This window comes from Nocardioides sp. 1609, from assembly GCF_004522105.1.
In the GTDB taxonomy this organism is placed as follows: Bacteria; Actinomycetota; Actinomycetes; order Propionibacteriales; family Nocardioidaceae; genus Nocardioides.
Genome location: NZ_SPUJ01000001.1, coordinates 904,156 through 923,977, shown reverse-complemented (window position 1 = coordinate 923,977; position 19,822 = coordinate 904,156). Strand labels below are relative to the sequence as shown.

Annotated in this window: 14 protein-coding genes; 9 read left to right on the top strand and 5 right to left on the bottom strand. The window is 63.2% G+C overall.

The window, feature by feature from the left end; translation table 11 throughout:
- Positions 1-1,066: 1,066 nt before the first annotated feature.
- Complete coding sequence (locus E4623_RS04130; RefSeq protein ID WP_167736472.1) at positions 1,067-1,579, top strand: protein kinase; 513 nt, start codon at positions 1,067-1,069, stop codon at positions 1,577-1,579.
- Positions 1,580-3,268: 1,689 nt separating this feature from the next.
- Positions 3,269-3,598 (top strand): transposase, encoded by a 330-nt coding sequence (locus tag E4623_RS04125; protein ID WP_134765198.1) that lies wholly within the window; start codon positions 3,269-3,271, stop codon positions 3,596-3,598.
- Between the two features lie 689 nt (positions 3,599-4,287).
- Here E4623_RS04125 and E4623_RS04120 read toward each other — a convergent pair.
- Together E4623_RS04120 and E4623_RS04115 are read right to left on the bottom strand one after the other, a co-directional pair.
- Positions 4,288-5,193, bottom strand: a complete 906-nt coding sequence (locus E4623_RS04120) for a pyridoxamine 5'-phosphate oxidase family protein (protein ID WP_134765197.1) — start codon at positions 5,191-5,193, stop codon at positions 4,288-4,290.
- An 80-nt stretch (positions 5,194-5,273) separates the two neighbouring features.
- On the bottom strand, positions 5,274-5,723 hold the full coding sequence (locus E4623_RS04115) for a VOC family protein (RefSeq protein WP_134765196.1): 450 nt from the start codon (positions 5,721-5,723) through the stop codon (positions 5,274-5,276).
- A 112-nt stretch (positions 5,724-5,835) separates the two neighbouring features.
- Between E4623_RS04115 and E4623_RS23105 the strand changes: the two genes are divergently transcribed.
- On the top strand, positions 5,836-6,387 hold the full coding sequence (locus tag E4623_RS23105) for a CGNR zinc finger domain-containing protein (protein WP_245154841.1): 552 nt from the start codon (positions 5,836-5,838) through the stop codon (positions 6,385-6,387).
- A 679-nt stretch (positions 6,388-7,066) separates the two neighbouring features.
- Positions 7,067-8,392 (top strand): SLC13 family permease, encoded by a 1,326-nt coding sequence (locus E4623_RS04105; RefSeq protein ID WP_167736471.1) that lies wholly within the window; start codon positions 7,067-7,069, stop codon positions 8,390-8,392.
- A 341-nt stretch (positions 8,393-8,733) separates the two neighbouring features.
- Here the strand turns inward: E4623_RS04105 and E4623_RS04100 are convergent, their stop codons facing one another.
- Positions 8,734-9,567: an SDR family oxidoreductase gene (locus E4623_RS04100; RefSeq protein WP_167736470.1), complete on the bottom strand. Its 834-nt coding sequence runs from the start codon at positions 9,565-9,567 to the stop codon at positions 8,734-8,736.
- A 77-nt stretch (positions 9,568-9,644) separates the two neighbouring features.
- On the opposite strand from E4623_RS04100, the gene E4623_RS04095 reads away from it, so the two are divergent.
- The 4 genes from E4623_RS04095 to mdlC all read left to right on the top strand — a co-directional run bounded on the left by E4623_RS04095 (position 9,645) and on the right by mdlC (position 15,990).
- The gene (locus E4623_RS04095) at positions 9,645-11,687 is read left to right on the top strand and encodes an FAD-dependent oxidoreductase (RefSeq protein ID WP_134765192.1); all 2,043 of its coding nucleotides are present in this window, start codon (positions 9,645-9,647) and stop codon (positions 11,685-11,687) included.
- A gap of 68 nt (positions 11,688-11,755) precedes the next feature.
- A complete protein-coding gene (locus E4623_RS04090; protein WP_134765191.1) occupies positions 11,756-12,685 on the top strand; it encodes a fumarylacetoacetate hydrolase family protein in 930 nt (309 codons plus the stop codon).
- A 587-nt stretch (positions 12,686-13,272) separates the two neighbouring features.
- Positions 13,273-13,578: a putative quinol monooxygenase gene (locus tag E4623_RS04080; protein WP_134765189.1), complete on the top strand. Its 306-nt coding sequence runs from the start codon at positions 13,273-13,275 to the stop codon at positions 13,576-13,578.
- Positions 13,579-14,388: 810 nt separating this feature from the next.
- Positions 14,389-15,990 (top strand): benzoylformate decarboxylase, encoded by a 1,602-nt coding sequence (gene mdlC, locus E4623_RS04075; protein ID WP_134765188.1) that lies wholly within the window; start codon positions 14,389-14,391, stop codon positions 15,988-15,990.
- 357 nt (positions 15,991-16,347) lie between these two features.
- Here mdlC and E4623_RS04070 read toward each other — a convergent pair whose 3' ends face one another.
- A complete protein-coding gene (locus tag E4623_RS04070; RefSeq protein WP_134765187.1) occupies positions 16,348-16,968 on the bottom strand; it encodes a TetR/AcrR family transcriptional regulator in 621 nt (206 codons plus the stop codon).
- A gap of 305 nt (positions 16,969-17,273) precedes the next feature.
- On the opposite strand from E4623_RS04070, the gene E4623_RS04065 reads away from it, so the two are divergent.
- Positions 17,274-17,975 carry a TetR/AcrR family transcriptional regulator gene (locus tag E4623_RS04065; protein WP_134765186.1) on the top strand — a complete coding sequence of 234 codons (702 nt, stop codon included), beginning with the start codon at positions 17,274-17,276 and terminating at the stop codon, positions 17,973-17,975.
- Between the two features lie 509 nt (positions 17,976-18,484).
- Here E4623_RS04065 and E4623_RS04060 read toward each other — a convergent pair.
- Positions 18,485-19,633 (bottom strand): PQQ-dependent sugar dehydrogenase, encoded by a 1,149-nt coding sequence (locus E4623_RS04060; RefSeq protein ID WP_209020475.1) that lies wholly within the window; start codon positions 19,631-19,633, stop codon positions 18,485-18,487.
- Between the last annotated feature and the right edge of the window lie 189 nt (positions 19,634-19,822).

Sequence of the window (19,822 nt, the reverse complement as noted above, 5' to 3'; positions counted from 1 at the left end):
CTACGGCCCGCACCCCGACCCCACCCACATCGACCTCATGCGGGGCCTCGTCTCAACTGGTAAGTAGGGCGAGTTCAGCGGCGTCATCCTTATGCACCCCGATTTCCGTGCGCGCGTGCCAGTGTCGACCCTGCGCCTGCGCAAACCGATGATTGAAGCGCCTCCCCGCCCCGTTCGATGTTCAGCCGGGCAAGTAGAAACCTGCTGCTCCCAAACATCCAGAGGGCTGCGCAAAGTCAGGTCACCGAAGCGCGGCGACCCACACGGATATCGCGGCGGAGTTGGGTCGGGAAATGTCAGGCACACGAATGGCTCAACTCCGTCGCCGTCGTGTGCTAACGAAAATGAGCGGTTGAGCTACAACACGCGCGGCTGGATCGCCCGATTAGTGTTCGGGGTCGTTCCTTGTGGCTGCTACTCGCAGAAAGACGGAAGACTGTAGACGGCGGCGAAATTCTGGCCGGCGTAGGTGGGACGCTGGCAACCTCTTTGGCACTCGCAGGCGTTGGTTCCTTCCTCATCACCTCTCGCGGGATGCGTCGGGCAATCGTGGCCGATGGTGAAGTTCGAGACGTCCGCGCGAGCTCGACCACAAATGCAAATCCCCGCCGGAAACGTCACCTACGAGGTGGAAAGTGAGATGGCGTGGCGCGCAGCAGTTGACCGTGACTGTCCATGTCCCATCCTGACGGTGCCCTGAGCAGTAGAACTGGATGCTCGGGCCGAGGTCTCCGCCGCCGGCATGCCCACCGCTGCGTTTCAACTCGGTCAAGCCGGTTCGACGCGTGGGATGGCGTACGAGCGTCGTCCGATGGCGCCGTCAGAGCACCACGCGTGCTGTCAGCGTCTACTCGCCTCCTGGGCGTTGGGTGCCGCCGAGCTCCTGCGTTCGAAGGTCGTGGCGATCCATCGACGTAGGGGTGACACTCTGGGTCTGCTTCATGGGCGGCGAGCGAAGTGAGCCCCGCGGGGCTAGGTGAGGGCGAGGTCGGCGTTCCGGGGTCCTCGTCGGCGTTCGCGCTCTACCGTTGGGCGTTGGTTGCCGATGTTGCGGGGAGCGGGAGCTGTGGTCGACCCTGACTGGCTTATCCCCTTGAAGGCCGGTGACCCTACGTCGCTTAGGAGATGCGAGATCCTTGGCCGGCTTGGTGTCGGCGGGATGGGTGTGGCGTTCTTTGCTCGGTCTGTCGGCAAGGCAGCGGTGGTCATGATGATCCAGCTGGACTTCGCAGACGATCCGGACGCCGGTAGGCGGGTTCGCCGTGAAGTGCCGGCGGCCTCAGCGGTTGAGACGCCATTCGTTCCGGAGGTGCTCGCATCGGACGTGTCGGCTGTGCGGCAGTGGGTCGCGATGGAGTACATCGAAGGGGCCACCCTTGAGCAACTCATCCGGACGTGCGGGTCGCTGGACCGGCACCAGCAGCGGGCGTTGGGGGCAGCGCTGGCGGCCGGATGGACCGACCTGCGTCGTCATGGGCCGATTCATCGCGACCTCAAGCCGTCGAACGTCATCTCGACCAGCGCTGGGCCGCGCCTCATCGACTTCGGCGTCGCCTTCTTTGGGTCGCTTCGAACTTGACTCGGACCGGATTGCTTGCGCCGGGCTCGCCGGGGTGGATGTCTCCGGAGCGGCTCGTCCGTTCTCGACGCCGACCCCAGCCGTCGACGTCTTCTCGTGGGGTTGCTTGTGCTGGTACGCCGCAGCCGGGTCTTCGCCGTTTGGCGGCGACAGCATCGAGGACTGTCTCGCGACCTTGCGGGGTTGGACCGGGTCCTCCTCTATGCCGGCCGAGCTCGATCCAATGCTCGTCCCGCTCGTTGCGTGTGCGCTTGTTGCGACACCAGCCGATTGGCCGAGGGCCGTCGAACTGGCGCACGTCTTGGCCGCTGACGGTGAGGGCGTGTCGGGCGGCCGAGGTCCACGGACCTTAGCTGAGATCTAGCTCAATGCTTGCAGCACACGGCGCTGAGGGGGGCAGTCATGAGATGCCGATTGCTGCTGCTGTGGCCCAGCACAGCGACGTCGGAATTGCGATCGTCCCGGCGGACATCGCACACGGCACCGGTCGGCGACGCTGTGTCCCGCTGATCGTTGCTGCAGTTGTTGTCGTTGCCGCCGCAGTTGGCGCAGCCGCCACTGCACTTAGTGCCCTCGCCGGGGAGCAAGGGCAGGCATCGCCGTCCGTCACGAGAACTTCCGGCCGCGCCACGAGTTCGGGGCAGACCATGACCGCGCCCGGCCCGCCCGCGGCCAGCAGCGCGCCAGAGTCGGGGGAGCGGCCGGCTAGCCCAGGTCAAACCGGCCCGACCAGCAGAGTCAAACCGCCGGAGTTCTTGGCAGGTTACGGCGGGACCGAGCGGGTCGGCTACGGGAACGTGAAGCTCGGTATCACGCTTGAGGATCTCCTGGCAGCAGGTGACACCGCGGCTGTTGACGTTACCCCTAGCGGATCCACTGATTACTTGCTAAAGGCAGGTGGCACTGCGACCTATCCGTCGATGCGGGCCGTGTCGTCCCATCACTTTGTGCGGCCAGATGACTACGTCGAAGGGCGTGACGGTCGGCGCGCCCGACACGGATCCGGCCCAGGCCTACCTAGGCCTGGCCTACGACGCGTACGGAGAGATGGTCGTCCCGGTCGCTGACGTGGTTTCGTACTTGCTTGCCTCCGGCGGCAGCGGCTAGGTCGCTACACTCGTACTGTTCAGCCAGGCCCAGGACTGCGCGAGGTGAGTGCACTCGACTGGGACGGTGCCAACGATAGTTGGCGGCCTTCGGGGTGCTGCTGAGAAACTTGGTTGTTTGTTGGCCCGATGTGCCGGCCGCTTGGCGTGGACAGGCTGACACTGGGCGTTCGGAACTCGCGGTCGGCCGTCCCCCCAGGTCAAGTCCGAACACGAGTTCCAAGACTTGGTGCCGCGCCATCACGGGCGGCAGGTAACGTCAAGTCTCGACTTGAAAGTAGTCTCAGTCGGCTGAGTCCTTGGTATCCGTCACATTCGGGCAGTGCGCTGCCTGTGGTTACCAGCTGCGAGGCGCTTTGCGGGTGGTCCTTGTGAGCAGTCTGATGGGGTGTTCAGCATCGCCTGCTGGGACCTGTTCTGGTCGCGTACTAGTCGTTCCAGGCTAATTGGCGTGGTGGCGCTGGGTGTAGAGAGGTCTCGTGCCGGGTCCTCTGCCGGAGTATGACCATCGGTATTGTTAGTGATGGTTGGGGCGTCGGCGTTTGGCGCAGCTGCACGGATAGGCGACATCTGATCTGCGTCGATGTGTCGGCGCTGGAAGGATATGCACCATGCCGAAGGCGTTCCCAATGGGGAGTTCCGCGAGGACGCGATCCGGATCTATAAGGACTCCGATGCCTCGATGGCCCCGGTCGCGAAAGCTGTCGGTATCTCGCCGTCGTGCCTGAAGCGCTGGCTCGCGACCGACCCGAAATTTTCGACCCGGTCTTCAGGCTCACTCAGCTCCGGTACCGAGTCCGAGGCGCTGCGTGAGGCCCACAAGTGGACCGAGTCGCTCGAGCAGGAGAACGAGGTCCTAGGCCGCGCAGCCGCTTATCTGTCCCAGGCGAACCTGCCGGGAACGGGAAGATGATGTACCCGCCCGTCCGCGAGCTGGCCTCTGACGGGGTTCCTCTCGCTGCGTGCCGGGTGCTCAAGGCTTCCACTGAAGCCAGGTCGTAGTCGTTGCAGACGGGACAAGCTTCGATGTCGCACTCCATGTGGTGATCGACTTCGTCCGCATCCACCTTTGCCAGGTTCGAGGGTCTCTCGAAGAGTCCAAGCCAGCAAACCTGGGTAGGGGCGGCAATGCGTTGCGCAATCGATGGTCCACCGCAGCCATCTTCGCAGGCATCAAAACTTTTCTTGTATAGGTCGGCAGCTGTGTCATCGAAGGCGTCGAGCGTGCGGATCGCATCGGGCGTTGGCTCATCGGGACCGCGAGTCGGGTGATCCTCTCTTGGGTCAGTGTCGATAGTCATTGTGGCCGGAGTGGAGGAGTTTGTGAGCTTCTCGCGACCGGCGAGCCCGCAGGCTGCGACCAGGTGCGAGAGAAGATAGTGGCTGCGCTTGGCATCTTCGTGATTAGTTCTTCAGTGTCGGTGTTGGCGGCGGCATGAGCTCGGACGGGGTCTGCCGGGGAGCGCTCGTCCTTATTGAGGCGTGGAGCACGGACGGAACGAACCGTGCGAGCCGTAACGTCGATGTTTCGCGTCGAATTACGCGTCAGCCGTCTCGCAAAGACCCGCTGGCATCGGCATTTGGTCCCATATTTGGCGTTCGCTAAAGAGGTGATGGGTTGAAGCGCGAATACTCAGGGTCGGTCCACCGCAGCGGGGAGGCGCCTTCGATGCGGACCGATCTCTCGACGGTGAAGTTCACGAGGCGTTGGGCGCCGGGGACGGGCGCGGCGTGGGCTGTGTCCCAGTCGACGCGGGCGGTGCCGGTGAGGTGCAGCAGTGTGCCGGATGCCCAGTCGGGTAGGAGCAGGCCTGCGTGCGGATTGGTCTCGAGGTTGCCGAGGGTGTTGAACATGGAGTTGCCGGCGTAGTCGGGCCACTGCAGGTGGTGGGTGCCTTTGGCGCGGAGGAAGCCGGGGTTGCCGCCGCGGTGGGAGGCATCTGCGTGACCGTCGAGGTCTGCGGTGGCGACGAAGAATGTGTCGGTTTTCTGGATCGTCTCGAGGTCAGCTGTGGTCAGGCCGGAGCTGACTAGTGCTGCACTTGGGGAGGCTGTCGTGTGGGCCGGTGTCGGCACCCGTTTCTGGATGTACTTGGGGCAGTTGGCGTAGACCTGGGCGAGCTCGACCCGCAGGCCGCCGGGCGCCGGGTACGCCGTCCCGTTCATCCGGACCCGCCGGCGCGTGCCCGGCTCGATAGCAATGAGGCCGACGAGCTGCGGGCACCCGAGGGCGACGTGAAGGGGATCGCCCACCGCCGGTGTCGCTGATACCTGCAGTGTCGACGGGCCGGTGACTGTGATGAAGCCGCGGTTGCCGGTCAGCATCGTGGCCCAGAGGTCGCCGTTGGTGTCGGCTGCGCCGATCACCAGCATTGGTTGGGCAGCTAGGAAGGTGATCGCAGCCGGCGGGACCTCGTCTTTGATGACCGCGGCGACGTGCGCTGCCTGTTCGAGCACGCCGGCCTTGCGCTGAGCGATGAGCTCTCCGTGGTGGTAGGGCCTTTTCATTGCAGCTCCTATCGGCCTGGGTGCCCGCTGTTCATGGCGGGGCGCCCAGAGACGTGAAATCGGCGTGCTTGCTGCTCGGCTTAGAAGAACCCGCAGGTCGGGGTCTGACCGTCTGGTGCTGGCGTGTCCTCGGCACCGCTGGCCGTGAAGATTTCGAGCCGTATGCCGTCGGGGTCGTTGAAGAAGATGCCGCCAGAGGATGCACCTTCGGAGTGGGCGACGACGCCTTCGTGCGCGAACTCCGCGCCAAGTTCCTTGAGTGCTGACTCGGCTGCGGTGACGTCCGCGAGTGAGTCCACCTGGAAGGACAAGTGGTGTAGGCCGGCGGTGGTCGCGGAGAACGTGGCGTTGCTCTGCTGCCACAGGGTCAGGACGAGGTCGCTGCCCTGGCCGAGGAACGTCCAGCGGCGGTCTTTGGCGGTGCCCTCGGCGAGGGTCTCGAAGCCGAAGATGCGGGAGTAGAAGGGAACGGATCGGTCTAGGTCGGTGACGTTGATGCCGACGTGGCCGGTGGCGAACTTGGTGCTCATTCGTGTTGCCTTTCGATGGGCGGTGACCGGGAGTAACCAGTGATTTGAAATTTAGTGGTTAGTCCGTCAAGAGTCAACCAGTGAAACACGCATGACTGGTTACACTGCCCCCATGAGTTCTGTCGATCCCCGGCCGCTGGTCGGTGAACCACTGCCGCTGGACCTGCTGAACACTCGGTGGAACGAGGACGACAGTGCCCACGATCTGCTCGACCGACCGGACGGTTTGGGCATCTGGCTGACCTCTGTCGGACTTTTGGGCGAAGTGCCAGAGACCGACGAAACGCTCGCACGGCTCCTCACCACGCGAGCGGCGTTGCTCGCGATCGTGCAGGCTGGTGGCTACGGCCCGGCTCCAGCGCGAGACCTCCTCAACGAGGCTCTCAGTCACGGCCGCATACGACGGGTGCTTGGCGCCGACGGCCCGGTAAGCGTCGTTGAGACCGACACGCCCGGGTGGGCTGCGGGGTGGCGGGTGGCGGAAGAGTTCCTTCAACTCCTAGCGCAGAAGCCAGAGCGGATCCGTAAGTGCGCCAGCACTGCGTGCACGCTGCACTTCTACGACGTCTCGAAGTCGGGGGCTCGCAAATGGTGTTCGATGACTACCTGCGGAAACCGGACCAAGGCCCGCAACCACTACGCGCGAAAGCGCCGCATCAGTTGAACTGAGCCCATGACGTTCAGCTGGGAGACCTTCCAACAAGGCCGGCGTGACGAGTGACTTGGTTGTTCCACCTGCGGTGACGTGGCGATGATTGTCCGTTCGCCAGGCCTGGGCGCTCCGGGGCTGGCCGCGACGTGTTCGTGGGACGAGTTCGCGAGTTCTGCAACATGGAGGCCGGTTGGCGGTGCAAGCCGGCTGCGTGTAGCCAACAGAGGGTACGAACTAAATCGTCCCTATACGGATGATCTGGCTCAGATGAGGTGTGAGACGTGGTCCCTTGACTCGTCGAGGTCGGTTGCTATGACCCTCCTGCCCGGCGGAGCGTTATAGCCCGCGTGGGTGTCTCTGACCGAGGTCCATTCGGTTGCGCCCTTCGAGGATCTGTCGCTAGCCGCCTAGATCGCTGGTTGCGCAGTTACACGGATTCGTGCAGATGGCCTGCATGGGCGGGGTTGGCGTTCGCAGGCAGAGCGACAGGGGCCGACTGAATCACGGTTGTGTGGAGGGACGCTTTGCCGCTTGGGAGTGGTTGGGAGGACGGTGATGCGTCCTAGGCAGTCCCCTCGAAGTGCTTCGCAGATTCGCGAGCGCTAGACGTGAGACGTACGCCACACCTAGACTGTCCTTATACGTACTAATAGCGGTGGCTTGGACGCCGGCGCAGAGGAGGCGGACAGACGTGTGGACTGACGTGGTTGGCGGCGTGGTGCTAGGTCTCGTGTTCTTGCTTGGGAGTGTCACCAGGCTGAACTTAGGAGCCCTCGGTCTAATCGCTAGTTACGTCGTGGGCGGGCTACTTTTGGGGGAGACGCCCGAAGAGCTGCTGGCGGGGTTTCCCATCACGCTCTTCGTTCTGTTCCTGGGCGTCACGTATCTATTCTCGGTTGCCGCCGCAAACGGGACGATGAACTGGATCGTTTCTCGCGCCACGCAATTGATCTACGGTCGTGCTGCTCTCCTCCCAGCGGGGCTGTTCGTGGCGAGTGCAGCCATGTCGTCGATCGGCGTTCCGGCGCCTGCGGCTGTAGCCATGCTGGGCACAGTCGGCATCCGACTTGGACTGCAGTACGGGCAACCCATTTTCGTGAGTGCCTTAGTCGTCATTTTGGGAGCTTGTGCTGGAACCTTTTCACCGATCAGCTTGATCAGCATTACGTCCCTCGAGTCGGTGAGGAATGCGGATCTCGAGGTCCAGCCCGTCGTCTTCTATGTGGTGTGCGTGACTGTGTTCGCACTGCTGGCTCTGGTTGTGACAATGGTGGCCGAACTGGTGCGCGCCCGTGCTGGGTCGCAGGCTATCCCGGTGCACGCAGGCGCGGTCCATGTTGGAGCGTCCGGCCTCGACGGGTCCGTTTCTGACGGTGGCGCCGAGATCGACGAGTCGGCCGCAGAGCAGGACCATGCGGCACCCTTTGACCGTGCAGTCCTTGCCACGTTGGTGGGGATTGGGCTGGTGTTGGCCGGTGCGGTCATCCTGGACGCTGATTTGGGTCTGCTTGCGCTTGGCGTAGCGCTGATTCTCCATCTGCTGTTCCCGCGTGACGGAGCAACCAGCGACATCAGTTGGGACATCATCCTGATGATTTGTGGACTGGTTACCTACATCGGGGTCCTGCAGCGGGCTGGCACTATCGGCCGTGTGGGAGACGCGCTCGCTAACTTCGACGAGCCCATTTTGGCGGCTCTTTTGCTTTGTGTAGCTGCGGCACTGATCTCAGCTTTTGCGTCCAGCCCAGCAACGATCGGTGCTACTGTACCGCTCTCGATTCCCCTGATGACGGATGCCGGGTTGCCTGTCTTGGGTTTGACGGCGGCGATAGCGCTCTCGTCGGTCATCGTCGACGCAAGTCCATTCTCGGCAACAGGTGCATTGGCGGTGGCAGGCGCGCCGGAGGGGTCTCGACCGAAGTTGCTGAACGGATTGATGGTGTGGGGACTCAGCATGATCGTCGTTGCGCCCCTGCTGACTGTAGGTCTCCTGATCGGCGTGCCGTCACTGTTCTAACTGGTCGACGAGACTACAGATGAGAGACGGACTCAGCGGCTGCAACAGTTGTTAGTGGTTCTCGCGCGCGGAGGTCAGCACGTTGCTGACCCGTACGCGCCGTGGGCGGGCAGAACAACGCGTGAAGCCCTTGCTCGGAGGGTGACTACGTTGACCGATGTGGCTCGTCGTTGTCGCGGCACGGGCCCCTAATTTGGCGGGCCGAGGACGGACGGTGCGGCGGTGTGCGCATAGGAGGATGGGTACACCGCCCCCGCGTCCAACCACTCCGCTCGTCGAGGCAACCGGGAGTCACTGAATTTCGTGGATCCGGCGCGTCGACCGTGAGCGGTTGGCGGTCCTCAGTTGGCGCCGGCCCGGAGCACAGCCTGGACGCCCGTTTCGTACTGCTCGAATCTGCCACGTCGAACGATCGCGTCCGCGTACTCTGCGTCGCCGCCTACTAGACGCCGGAAGGGGCCGGTGGGGTCGTCAATCGCGCCGACTACGGCGTCCACGACGGCCTGCGGGTGTGCCCGACCGACGCCTTCAGTGACGCCCTCAATCAACTCCACGAACCGGCCGAGGGCAGGGCGCATCGGGTGGTCTGCCGTAAATGCTGCTGACTCGGTCGTGTTGCCGACGAAGCCTGTCTCGAACGCCCCGGGTTCGATCAGCACTACTACGACACCGGTGTCAGTCAACTCGAGTCGCAGTGACTCAGACAGTCCTTCCACGGCGTGCTTGCTGGCCGAGTAGGCGCCTTCGAATGGGAGTCCCAGCAGGCCGACAGCCGACGACATGTTGATGACGGTGCCCGTGCCTTGGGCCTTCATGATTGGAACGACGGCACGGATCATTCGCACGACCCCCAAGACGTTGGTGTCGAACTGCCGGAACAGTTCTGCGTCTTCGAGTGACTCCACGGGTCCTCGTAGGGCGTATCCCGCGTTGTTGACCAAGACATCGATCCGGCCGAGTGCGGCCACTTCTGCCACCGCTGTGTCTACTGACGCGGCATCGGTGACGTCGAGGATATGGGTGGAGAGGGGCAGGTCTGCGGCGTCCGCCTTGAGGGTGTGTGCAGCTTCTTCGGTGCGCACGGTGGCGAAGACGCGGTCGCCGCGGTTGGCAAGCGCCAAGGCCGTCAGCCGGCCGAAGCCGCTGCTACATCCGGTGATTAGAACGTTGGTCACGTCAGTCTCGCTCTCAAAGCGGGTCGCGGCGGGTTTCGTATCTTGACGAATCGCACCATGGTGTTAACGTTCAGGACGTGACTGTAAGGCACCCGGATTTCCCTGAGCTGCTCTCGCCCTGGCACATCCGTCGGACAGAGATTCGCAACAGAGTCGTGTTCCCGCCCACATGCCCGACGTGGGTCGACAACCCGTGGTCGGGCAAGTTCACCGACCAGGCTGTCGCCTACTACAGGGAGCGGGCAGCCGGCGGTGTAGGGATGGTCATCATCGGGGCTACCCACGTACACCCGTCGTCACTGGCGGCGCCACTTACGATCGGATCGATCTATGACGATCGAGCTATCGAGCCACTAGCTCGCGTCGCCGAGGCGGTCCACGCTGAGGGAGCAAAGCTCTCGATCCAGTTGCTACACACCGGTGTCCGGTCAGCTCTCGCCTTCAAGCAGGACACCCGATACGACCTGGACGCTGAGTGGCACTCACGTGCCCCCTCGCAAATTCCGCTCGGCGAGACACCGGGAGCGCTGACCCCGAAGCCCATGTCAGTCGGCGAAATCGAAGAGGTGATCGAAGCCTTCGGCACAGCCGCAGCTCGCGTCCGAGCGGCAGGGCTCGACGGAGTCGAATACCACCTCTCGCACGGATACCTCCCGTGGCAGTTCCTGTCTCCCCTTTACAACCATCGCGACGACGAGTGGGGCGGAGATGCTGAACGGCGCCTCAAATTCCCAGTCCGGTGCCTCGACGAGATCCGGCGGGCAGTCGGGGACGCCATGTTCCTCGGGTACCGGATCAACTCGACCTCGTTCTGGCCCGGTGATCTCGAAACCGACGACGTCGTACAGATCGTGCAACAGATCGAGCAGCGCTGCGACATCGACTACGTGTCGGTATCTGCCGGAGTCCATCACGCCTTCATCCACACCCCGATGCACTTCGAGCAAGGATGGGAACGCGAACTTGTTTCTCCCATCAAGGCCGTATCAACCAAACCGGTGCTCATGGTGGGCAGAATCAGCGAACCCGAGGTCGCGGAACGAATGATCGTCGAGGGCTACGGGGACGCCGTCTGTCTAGGACGGCAGCTCTTCGCCGACCCAGACTGGGTACTCAAAGCCATCGAGCGACGACCAGACGACATCCGCCGGTGCGTCGCAGCCAACCTTTGCTGGAAGACCGCCATGCAAGGCCGTCGAGTCCAATGTGTCTACAACCCGGCAATGGGACGCGAAGCGGTATGGGGAAGCGGCACCCTGACCATCGGGCCAGCCCCGAAGCGTGTCCTCGTCATCGGCGCTGGCCCAGCCGGACTCGAGTACGCCCGGGTCGCTGCGGCGAGAGGGAACCAGGTCACCGTCCTGGAAGCCACCGCCGAGGTCGGCGGGCACTCCCGAATTCAGTCTCGATTGCCCACGCGTCAGGAATACGGGCGTATCGGTTCGTGGCTCGGTGAGCAAGCGCTCGCGAACGGGGCAGTAATCCGCACTGGCGAACGGGTGGACGCCAGCTCGTTGACAGGACTTCTCACCGAAACCGCCCCCGATCACGTAGTCCTAGCAACAGGGTCCCGCGCGGTCCGCGATGGCTTCCAAGGGTGGACAGGTCAACCCATCCCGGGCTGGGAGAGCACAAACACCGCTGCGTGGGACGACGTGGCGGAGGGCCTCGTGGCGCCGAGCGGGCGAGTCGTCGTCATCGACGATCAGTCCGACGTCGTCGCTCCTCTTACCGCGGTCATGCTTGCTGAACGCGGCGCACAGGTCTCGCTCGTGACGCGCTGGCCCATGATCGGGATGGAGACAATCCTGGACGTCTATCTTGAATGGATCTATCCGCAGCTCTACGCCAGCGGCGTCGAAATGATTAGCGACTACTGGGCGACGTCGATCAACCCGGACGCGGTCACTGTCACTCTGGTGCACGACCATTCAGGCCAAACGACGCGCACCTTGCCCGCAGACTGGGTCGTCATGGCCACCGCACGCCGATCAGAGTCCGCCCTAGTGGAACCGCTGGAAGCCAGCGGCTACTCGTTCGAAGTCATCGGCGATGCGGTCGCTCCCCGCGGTACGTACGAAGCGGTTTATGAGGGTCACCGACAGGCGCGCAAGCTGTGAGGCTCCGACTAGTACAAACCCCGACAGGCATCTCCATTGCAGTCTGGACGGACCTGCCTCCGCGGTGGATGCCACTCAGCGACGCTCTCACCGACCCACTGGTCACCAGTTCGATCGACTCAGCCGAACGCCACAAGGTACTTGAGGTATGCGACGACATCGTGGCGTTCCTTGCACTCGGTTCATCTGCGCAGGAACTGGTGCGGGCCGCGTCCGGACTCCTGAGCGCCGCCACGTTCGAAGTCGGCTCAACGCCTCGACTGCCTTTCGCGGCGAAGTCGTTGCGACCGTTCCTGCTGTCACCTGGACACTCGCGAGGGGTCGTCCGTGGAATGGTGGCCCGCTACGTACCGAACCCGGCCGGTGACCAAGAAGAGGCCGGGGGAGGGGATGCCAGACACGAACGACCGCTGATGCGGACCGTGCCTCTGGCTTACCAAGGCAACCACAACGCCATCGTTGCTGACGGCACGACGGTTGCGCGACCGTCGTACGGGAGCGACCTCGACTACGAACTGGAGATCGGGTTCCTGGTCATTCGCGACGTCCGCGACGAATCGCCAGCCGAGTGCCGCAACGCCATCGGCGGACTCGTCATCCTCAACGACATCTCGTTGCGCGACACCCAGTTCGAGGAAGTCACTGGAAGCCCACTGGGACCAGTCAACAAGTGCAAATCATTCGCGACGGCAATGTCCAGCGAGGTCGTGACCGCCGACGACTACTTGGACGACATGTCGTCCGTCAGCGGCACGGTTCACGTGGATGGCGAGTTGTGGGCGTCAGGTCGCGCCGACGACTTCGTTCACAGCCTGCCCGCCTGCCTGTCCCGTCTCAGTCAAGGCGAGACCGTACGGGCCGGTGAGCTCCTGTCCACCGGGACTCTGGCCGGATGCAGCGGAATCGAGATCGACCGCCTGCCGCCACTCGGGGCAGAAGTAGTACTCGAGGTCGAGCAAATCGGTCGCCTCACCAACCGACTAGGAGAACCATGCTGACCACAGTTCGATGGCCCGCAGGACACGAGCCGGACGGGGCTGCGATCCATGCAGTGAACACCGGTATCAGCACGGCGCCGCCAGAGGTTGTCTGGGGTTGGCTTATCAGGCCAGACAGATGGAGCGAGTACTACAGCAACGCTCGGAAAATGCGGCACCAGGATGGCGCCTGGCCGGCAATAGAACTCGGGTCGGTCTTCGACTGGGTCACTTTCGGCACACGGGTCAAGACGGTCGTAACGGAGTTTGAGCCACACCGGCGACTCGCCTGGACTGGATCGGGTTTGGGCGCGATCGGGCACCATGCCTGGGTTCTCGATGCGACCGAGTCGGGTGGAACGAGAATCCTCACCGAAGAGACCCAGCGCGGAAAGCTGATTTCCCTGGTGCGCAGGTTTCATGAACCTCGAATGCTTGAGGCTCACCAACTCTGGGTGGACAGCTTGGCCAATATTGCAGAGAGCAGCCGCACCCCGTAGATGTGCCAGTCGCCGGCCATGGACTGCATCGAAGAGCTTGAACACGACACCGCAACCAAAGACTTAGCGGCAGCGAAGTCCGCATAACTGAAGTCGAAGGAGATACCCATGGTCGTAGTAACCGGACGCATCCAGTTGAAGATCGGAGAGATCGGAGCTCTCCGCACCGCCGCAAAAACCATGATGGTTGACACTCTGGCCGAGAGTGGCTGCTTGGAGTACCAGTTCTCATTCGACATGAACGAGCCCGCCGTTCTCCGCCTCTTCGAGCACTGGGAATCGGACGAGGCCCTCGAATTTCATTTCTCGTCAACGCACTTCGCGACCTTTGCGGAGGTACTAGTGCAATCTGCCGACGGCCCGGCCGACTTCGTCCGTTACCAGGTCGACTCTGCCCGCCCACTCTTCGGATAGGTGACACGTGCGGCAGCGGCAGACCGGCGCAATCCCTGGAAACGCGAGACCACACTGCGTTCCGGAGTGCAAGTGTTTCCGTTGCTACGCCGATCACGACCGAGCATACCGTTTGTGCCTACGTGGCGAGGGCGTCGCAGGAAGACGGAATGAAGCCATCCTCTCCATGGCCTTCGCCGCAGGTAGGAGATTTGGTTCGGGCCGGGTCGGCAGCAACAGGTGTGACGACCTGTGATCGCCACATGTGAAACCGTGACTCGGACCGTTGTAGTAGCGCGCAGGTGGAGTACAACCGCCGACCCTGAGGATGTCTGGGCTTGGCTTGTCCGACCGGACTGCTGGAGCCACTACTGCTTCTTGCATGCTCAACACGTCCGGCATAGGGGCGGAGCCTGGCCGACCATCGAACTTGAGTCGACCTTTTCCTGGAGTGCGCCTCACATGCCCACGACGACGACCACGGTGACTGAGTTAGTCCCAAACGAGTGCCCTTCCTGGAGCAGCAGAGGAATGGGCGGCAACCGCCACCCAACCTGGGAGATAGGGCATCTGGCAATTGGACATCAAGTCAACTCGCGACTCTCGACCGGAGAGGAGAAGCCATTCGCCCGGCGACGGATTCTCGGGCCGCGGGCCCTTGCAGCTCACGAAACCTGGGTTCACAACCTAATCAAGCTCGCAGAAAGCGGACGGCGTCCATGGCCCGCGGCGAAGCCTCCCAATAGCGCCGGCAAGACCATCCCCTCGCAGTCGACATAGCCAGCAACCGCTCTCCCACCTGAACCACGAAACGGAACGTGACCCGCCGAGATGACGACTGCCCGTGACGCTACTTTCGATCTCCTCCGACGCCACCGCATGACGACAATCTTCGGCAACCCTGGCTCCACGGAACTACCGATGCTGAAGGACTTCCCCGACGACTTCGAGTACGTGCTTGGGCTCCAAGAGCTCGTAGTCATCGGCATGGCCGACGGGTTCGCGCAAGCAAGTGGGACGGTCGGCCACGCCAACCTTCACACGGCCCCTGGTGTCGGAAACGCTATGGGGGGGATCTTCAACGCGCGCGCCAACAAGACACCACTGCTGGTCACGGCCGGCCAACAGGTCAGAGCGCAGATGACGATGGAAGCGAACCTGACCAATCGCGACGCACCAGTACTGCCGGCCTCTCACACCAAGTGGTCCAACGAACCTCCCCGCGCCGAAGACGTTCCACAAGCGATCGCTCGAGCCATCCATCACGCATCGACACCGCCAAAAGGTCCGGCCTTCGTGTCCATTCCAATGGATGACTGGAACATCGAAGTCGAAGACTCCCTTGCGCGACATGCACGACTCAGGGTCGTCCATGGTCGACCCGGCCCCTCTCGCGCGGCGCTCTCGGAAGTCGCAGCCCTACTTGAACAGGCCCGGCGACCGGTACTCATAGCGGGACCAGACATCGATCCCAGCGGCGGCTGGAACGCAGCCGTAGAGCTGGCAGAGAAACAACACCTCGCCGTCTGGGCCACCCCAGCGACCGGCGGAGGACGACTCGGGTTCCCCGAGAACCATCACCTCTTCCAAGGCGTACTTCCCCCAGCGATCGCAGCAGTATCGAATGTGCTCGAGGGACACGACCTCATCTTGGTAATCGGCTCCTCCGTCTTCCCGTACTACCCCTACGTGCCGGGTGAACTTCTTCCGGAGGGAGCGCGCCTGGTCCAGATCACGAGTGACCCAGACGAAGCAGCCCGCGCGCCTATGGGTGACGCCATCGTCGGCGACGTAGCTGCGGCGATTGCCACACTTTTGGAGCTGGTAGGCACGAGCACGCGCGAAGAACCAGACCCGCGGCCGGACCCGGCTGTGCCTGCGACGAGTAGTCCGATTAGCGGGAGCGCCGCAATGGCTGCACTCTCGGCTGCATGGCCTACCGATGGAATTGCGGTGCTGGAGGCTCCCTCAAGCGCTCTTGCGTTGCGCAACAGGCTGCGGCTCGACCGGCCGGGTAGTTACTACTTCGGCGCTGGTGGCGGCCTGGGTTTCGGTATCGCATCCGCAGTGGGGGTACAGATGGCCCAACCCGGTCGGCCAGTCGTGTGTGTCCTTGGAGAGGGCTCCGCTCAGTACGGCATCACAGCCCTGTGGACGGCGGCTACTTACAAGATCCCAGTCACGTTTCTCGTTCTACGCAACGACGAATACATGATCCTCAAATGGTTCGCCGAACTGGAACGGGCGCACGGCGTACCTGGCTTGGCGGTACCAGGGATAGACATGGTCGCGATCGCTACTGCTTACGGCGTGCCGTCGCGCCAAGTCACGACGGCAGAGGAACTCGAAGCAGCCCTACGCGACGAGACGACGGGACTAATGGGCCCTCGTCTCCTGGAGGTGCCTGTTGCCACCGGAATGTGGCTCGATTAACCCTAGATTCCAGGTCACTGTTAACGGCGACGACTGGTCTGGCCGCTGATTCGACCGCCGACTCTGACTTCCGGTCCGCGGTTGGCGAAGAGTGTGCTGGCGTCTCGCTTCGCTGCACCGCCGATCTGTCCGAGAAGACGGCTGTTTGCGTACTCCCGTGCTGCGCCGTCGGTGCCACATGATCCCGGCTGCCGTAGACGCGAGGTGTCTGGCGCTGTGCTGGACGACCGGGTGCTGCGTTCGACCCGACCGCTGCCCCGCTGGCAAGAACAGCGCGGTGGCGAGAAAGGTGTTCGTGTTTTTCGGAACGTCCGCCCCGCATATGGATGATCCAGCGCTGCGCGGTGGGAACGCGGCTCAGCTGTGAGGCGCTGGTAGGTGTGCGCCCAATCCGCGTGACAGCACTCGCACGAGCCGCCTCAACTGCTTCTCGTATGCTTCAGGGGTGATTGTGGCTTCCTCTTTCGGTCCCCTGGCCGCGTCGTAGAGGATGGAGGCGGCGTCGGCTTCGTCTAAGTCGGCGTCGGCTAGCGAGATCTCGCCGGCCGCGTCTGCCTCGGCAAGAACGTTCTCCAGAAGATCCAACGACTGCCTCCGGGCAGCCTGCAAGATGTCCGAGCAGACTCGACTGTTCTCATCCAGGAGCTCGCTGCCAAAGGCGGACGCTGCGGTGATCTCGACGAACGGAACGAACCTCGCTGAAAGGGCTGCATACAGTCGTTCGGAGAGGCTCGCCGAGGATCTCGCTGCGGCTTGCATGGCGGCGAGCCGCTCGTCGTGCAATTCACCGACAATCGTTCGGAAAATGTCGTCCTTCGAACTAAAGTGCGCGTAGACCGTTGGCCGTGCCACGCCGGTCTTAGTTGCAATCGACTCTATCGAGGTGTTGCGAAATCCCTGGTCCATGAATTGTTTACGCGCCGTGTCCAGAATGGCTTCGCGGGCTCGTAGGCCGCGCAATTGGGTCGACTTCGCCATGTCGTACAGGTTAGACCACTGTTCACGGAGCTGCCCCTCTCCCTCAATGACCCTGAGTGGCGTCGGCACCGAGCCCGCGCCGTAGTGATGGATGTCTTGCACAAGAGGCGGGACGCGGTCGTGTCGTTCACGTGCGGTGGGCGCGCATGCTAGGGAAGCTGTCGGGTCCGAGGCCGCCAGACCCGGATCACTGAGAGACTGGCTCGAAGAAGTTGATGTGACGGCTGACTGCGAGTTCTCGTTGGGATCATCGACCGCCGGGGCCGAGTGTTGGACCAGCGGTCCATTTATGTCAAGATGAGCATGTGGAAGCGGTAACGCGTAACCCCAGACGCACTGAACCTCTGTCCCGAGATCGCATCGTTCAGGCGGCCATCGAGTTGCTTGACGAAGCAGGTGAACACGAACTCACCGTGCGCGCCCTCACGGACCGTCTGGCCACCGGACGTGGCGCGATCTATCACCACGTGTCCGGAAAGGCCGAACTCCTGCGGGTTGCCCTCGATAGCGTCGTCGTTGGAGTGATCGCCGGAACCGTCAGTGATGACTCGAGCCTGAAAAGCGGAGATCCGGTGGAGTCGATCCGTTCGCTGGCAGTCGGAATCTTCGACGCGATCGATTCGCACCCGTGGGTGGGGCGCCAACTCGTCGCGGAGCCGCTCCAACCGGCAGTGGTGCGAATCTGGAAGGTTCTAGGCCTCCACCTGCAGCAGTTTGGGGTTCCGGCAGGTGCCCTATCTGACGCCGGATCGGCCCTGATGAGTTACGTGCTCGGAGCGGCCGCTCAGTACGTGGAGGGGGCTCGACACTTACCTGACGATGTCGACCGAGAGTCTTACTTAAAACTGCGAATGGGCGAACTCGTTCAAGACGACACCGACCCCATCATGCAGCAGATCGCAGACCAACTGGTCAGCCATGACGACCGCGGCCAGTTCCTCGCGGGTGTGGACATCTTTCTCCGCGGCATAGAGCAACAGGTAGCGACGAGGCGCTCGCACCCGTAGCTGTCGCGCGGTCGCCCGGATGGCCGAACGTCGGGCTACGGCCCTGGCGCTGCACCGTTGCCTGACCAGGCCGAGTTAGTTCGAGATCGTGGGTGGCTTGACCGGCATAGGTACGTCGCGAGCGCGAAGGGACACGCCGACTACAGGAGGCGCCGTGGGCCTGGCTCCGCTCGCGACTCCAGGCGCAGACTTGCATCAACGTCGTTCTCGACGACCGAAGGACGCGGACGATGGGGTTCATTTCCCGCGGACCTATAGAGCGAGATCGTCGCCAGCTCGTCGTTGCAGTCCGGGCGAGGGCCGACACGAGGCAATCCGCGCGCGTGACGACGTTGTCTGCGAGACCGATCGGTGTACCCGCGACATGCGGCACCAAAGCGATCCGATCCTCGTAGTGGCCGGGTCTCCCGTGCCACCGCAATCCTGCACTCGAGCGTCCACCTCGGTTCAGGCGTGGTGGCGGAACAGCGAAGCTGCCCGCTGCCGCGATCAGTAGGCGTGCTCTATGGCTACTCGGCCGGGACGAGTTCGACTCGCAGGATGCGGTCGTCACCAGAGCGTGGGGGAAGCCCACCGAAGGCCGCCGAGACGCCGTCGGTGTTTGACGTGATGAGCCAGAGCGACCCATCTGGCGCGACTTCAACGGTCCGGATACGCCCATAACGCTCGATCATGTGTGGAACCGGGGACCCAGCCGGCTGGTCACCGGCGACCGGCAGCTGCCAGAGTCGTTGACCCCGCAGCGCAGCCATCCATACCGACCCGCCCGCATATGCGATTCCGGACGGCGATGCGTCTTCGGTTGGAAACTCAAAGATGGGGTCCTGTCCGAAGTCGCCTTCGGATCCTTCGCTTGTCGGCCAGCCGTAGTCGGCGTCGCCCGTGATCACGTTGACTTCGTCCCATTGGCTGTCCCCGAGCTCGGATGCGAACGCAGTGCCGTCCGGCCCGAAGGTGATCCCTTGGACGTTGCGGTGTCCGACTGAATAGATGGCCGACGATGATGGGTTGTCCTCTGGGACGGAGCCGTCCAGAGCGATCCGCAGGATCTTGCCGTTCAAGGTGTCCCGATCGGCAGCGTTGGAGGGCTCGAAGGCGTCGCCTGTCGTGATCCAGAGATGACCGTCCGGGCCGATCCGTAGACGGCCACCATGGTGCCGGTCGGACGTTGCAATACCGTCGAGCAACACGTCGGTCTGGGTCACCGCATCAAAGTCTTCGGCGATCTCAAGGGCCACGACACGGTTCGTCGGGAGCGCTGAGACGTACGCGAAGACGGTGCGGTCGGACTCGAAGGTCGGAGATGTTGCGAGACCCAAGAGTCCACCTTCAGCGCTCTGCGCCACGTCAGGGACAAGCCCGACGAGTTCGGGGTCCCCACCTGTCCGGGGCACCCGCATGATGCGGCCCGTCAGTCGTTCCGAAACGAGGGCGCTGCCGTCGGGCAGGAACGTGAGACCCCACGGGGCGTCGAGCCCTGTCGCCAGTTCGCTGTGACGTCCTAAGGTCAGCTGTGCGGGTGTCGTGGACGACGGTGGAGAGGGCGCAGACGAAGGAGCGGGTTCTCTCGAGTTCGACGTCGTCGCTGAAGGTTGAACCGATCGTGCTGACTCGCTCGGGTCCGAACTTGCGTCGCTGCATGCCGTGACGGTTGCCATCACCAACATCAATACAGGCGCAGCAATTAGACGGCGATCGCAGTTCTGGGGTCGCAACGAAGTCTCCTTTGTGACGTCGTGGCCCACTAGAAGGACCACGAGATGCGTGAGCGAGGTTTGGGTGCCGGAGCCGATGGTCGCCTGGCCGCGCGGAGACCCCCCAGATCTACGCGCGGTCGAGCGGACCTG

What these genes read in the sequence shown, in the direction of transcription:
- E4623_RS04125 (WP_134765198.1), top strand. Translation starts at nt 3,269, where the DNA reads ATGTGTCGGCGCTGGAAGGATATGCACCATGCCGAAGGCGTTCCCAAT.
- E4623_RS04120 (WP_134765197.1), bottom strand. Translation starts at nt 5,193, where the DNA reads ATGAAAAGGCCCTACCACCACGGAGAGCTCATCGCTCAGCGCAAGGCC.
- E4623_RS04115 (WP_134765196.1), bottom strand. Translation starts at nt 5,723, where the DNA reads ATGAGCACCAAGTTCGCCACCGGCCACGTCGGCATCAACGTCACCGAC.
- E4623_RS23105 (WP_245154841.1), top strand. Translation starts at nt 5,836, where the DNA reads ATGAGTTCTGTCGATCCCCGGCCGCTGGTCGGTGAACCACTGCCGCTG.
- E4623_RS04090 (WP_134765191.1), top strand. Translation starts at nt 11,756, where the DNA reads ATGCCACTCAGCGACGCTCTCACCGACCCACTGGTCACCAGTTCGATC.
- E4623_RS04080 (WP_134765189.1), top strand. Translation starts at nt 13,273, where the DNA reads ATGGTCGTAGTAACCGGACGCATCCAGTTGAAGATCGGAGAGATCGGA.
- mdlC (WP_134765188.1), top strand. Translation starts at nt 14,389, where the DNA reads ATGACGACTGCCCGTGACGCTACTTTCGATCTCCTCCGACGCCACCGC.
- E4623_RS04070 (WP_134765187.1), bottom strand. Translation starts at nt 16,968, where the DNA reads ATGGCGAAGTCGACCCAATTGCGCGGCCTACGAGCCCGCGAAGCCATT.
- E4623_RS04060 (WP_209020475.1), bottom strand. Translation starts at nt 19,633, where the DNA reads ATGGCAACCGTCACGGCATGCAGCGACGCAAGTTCGGACCCGAGCGAG.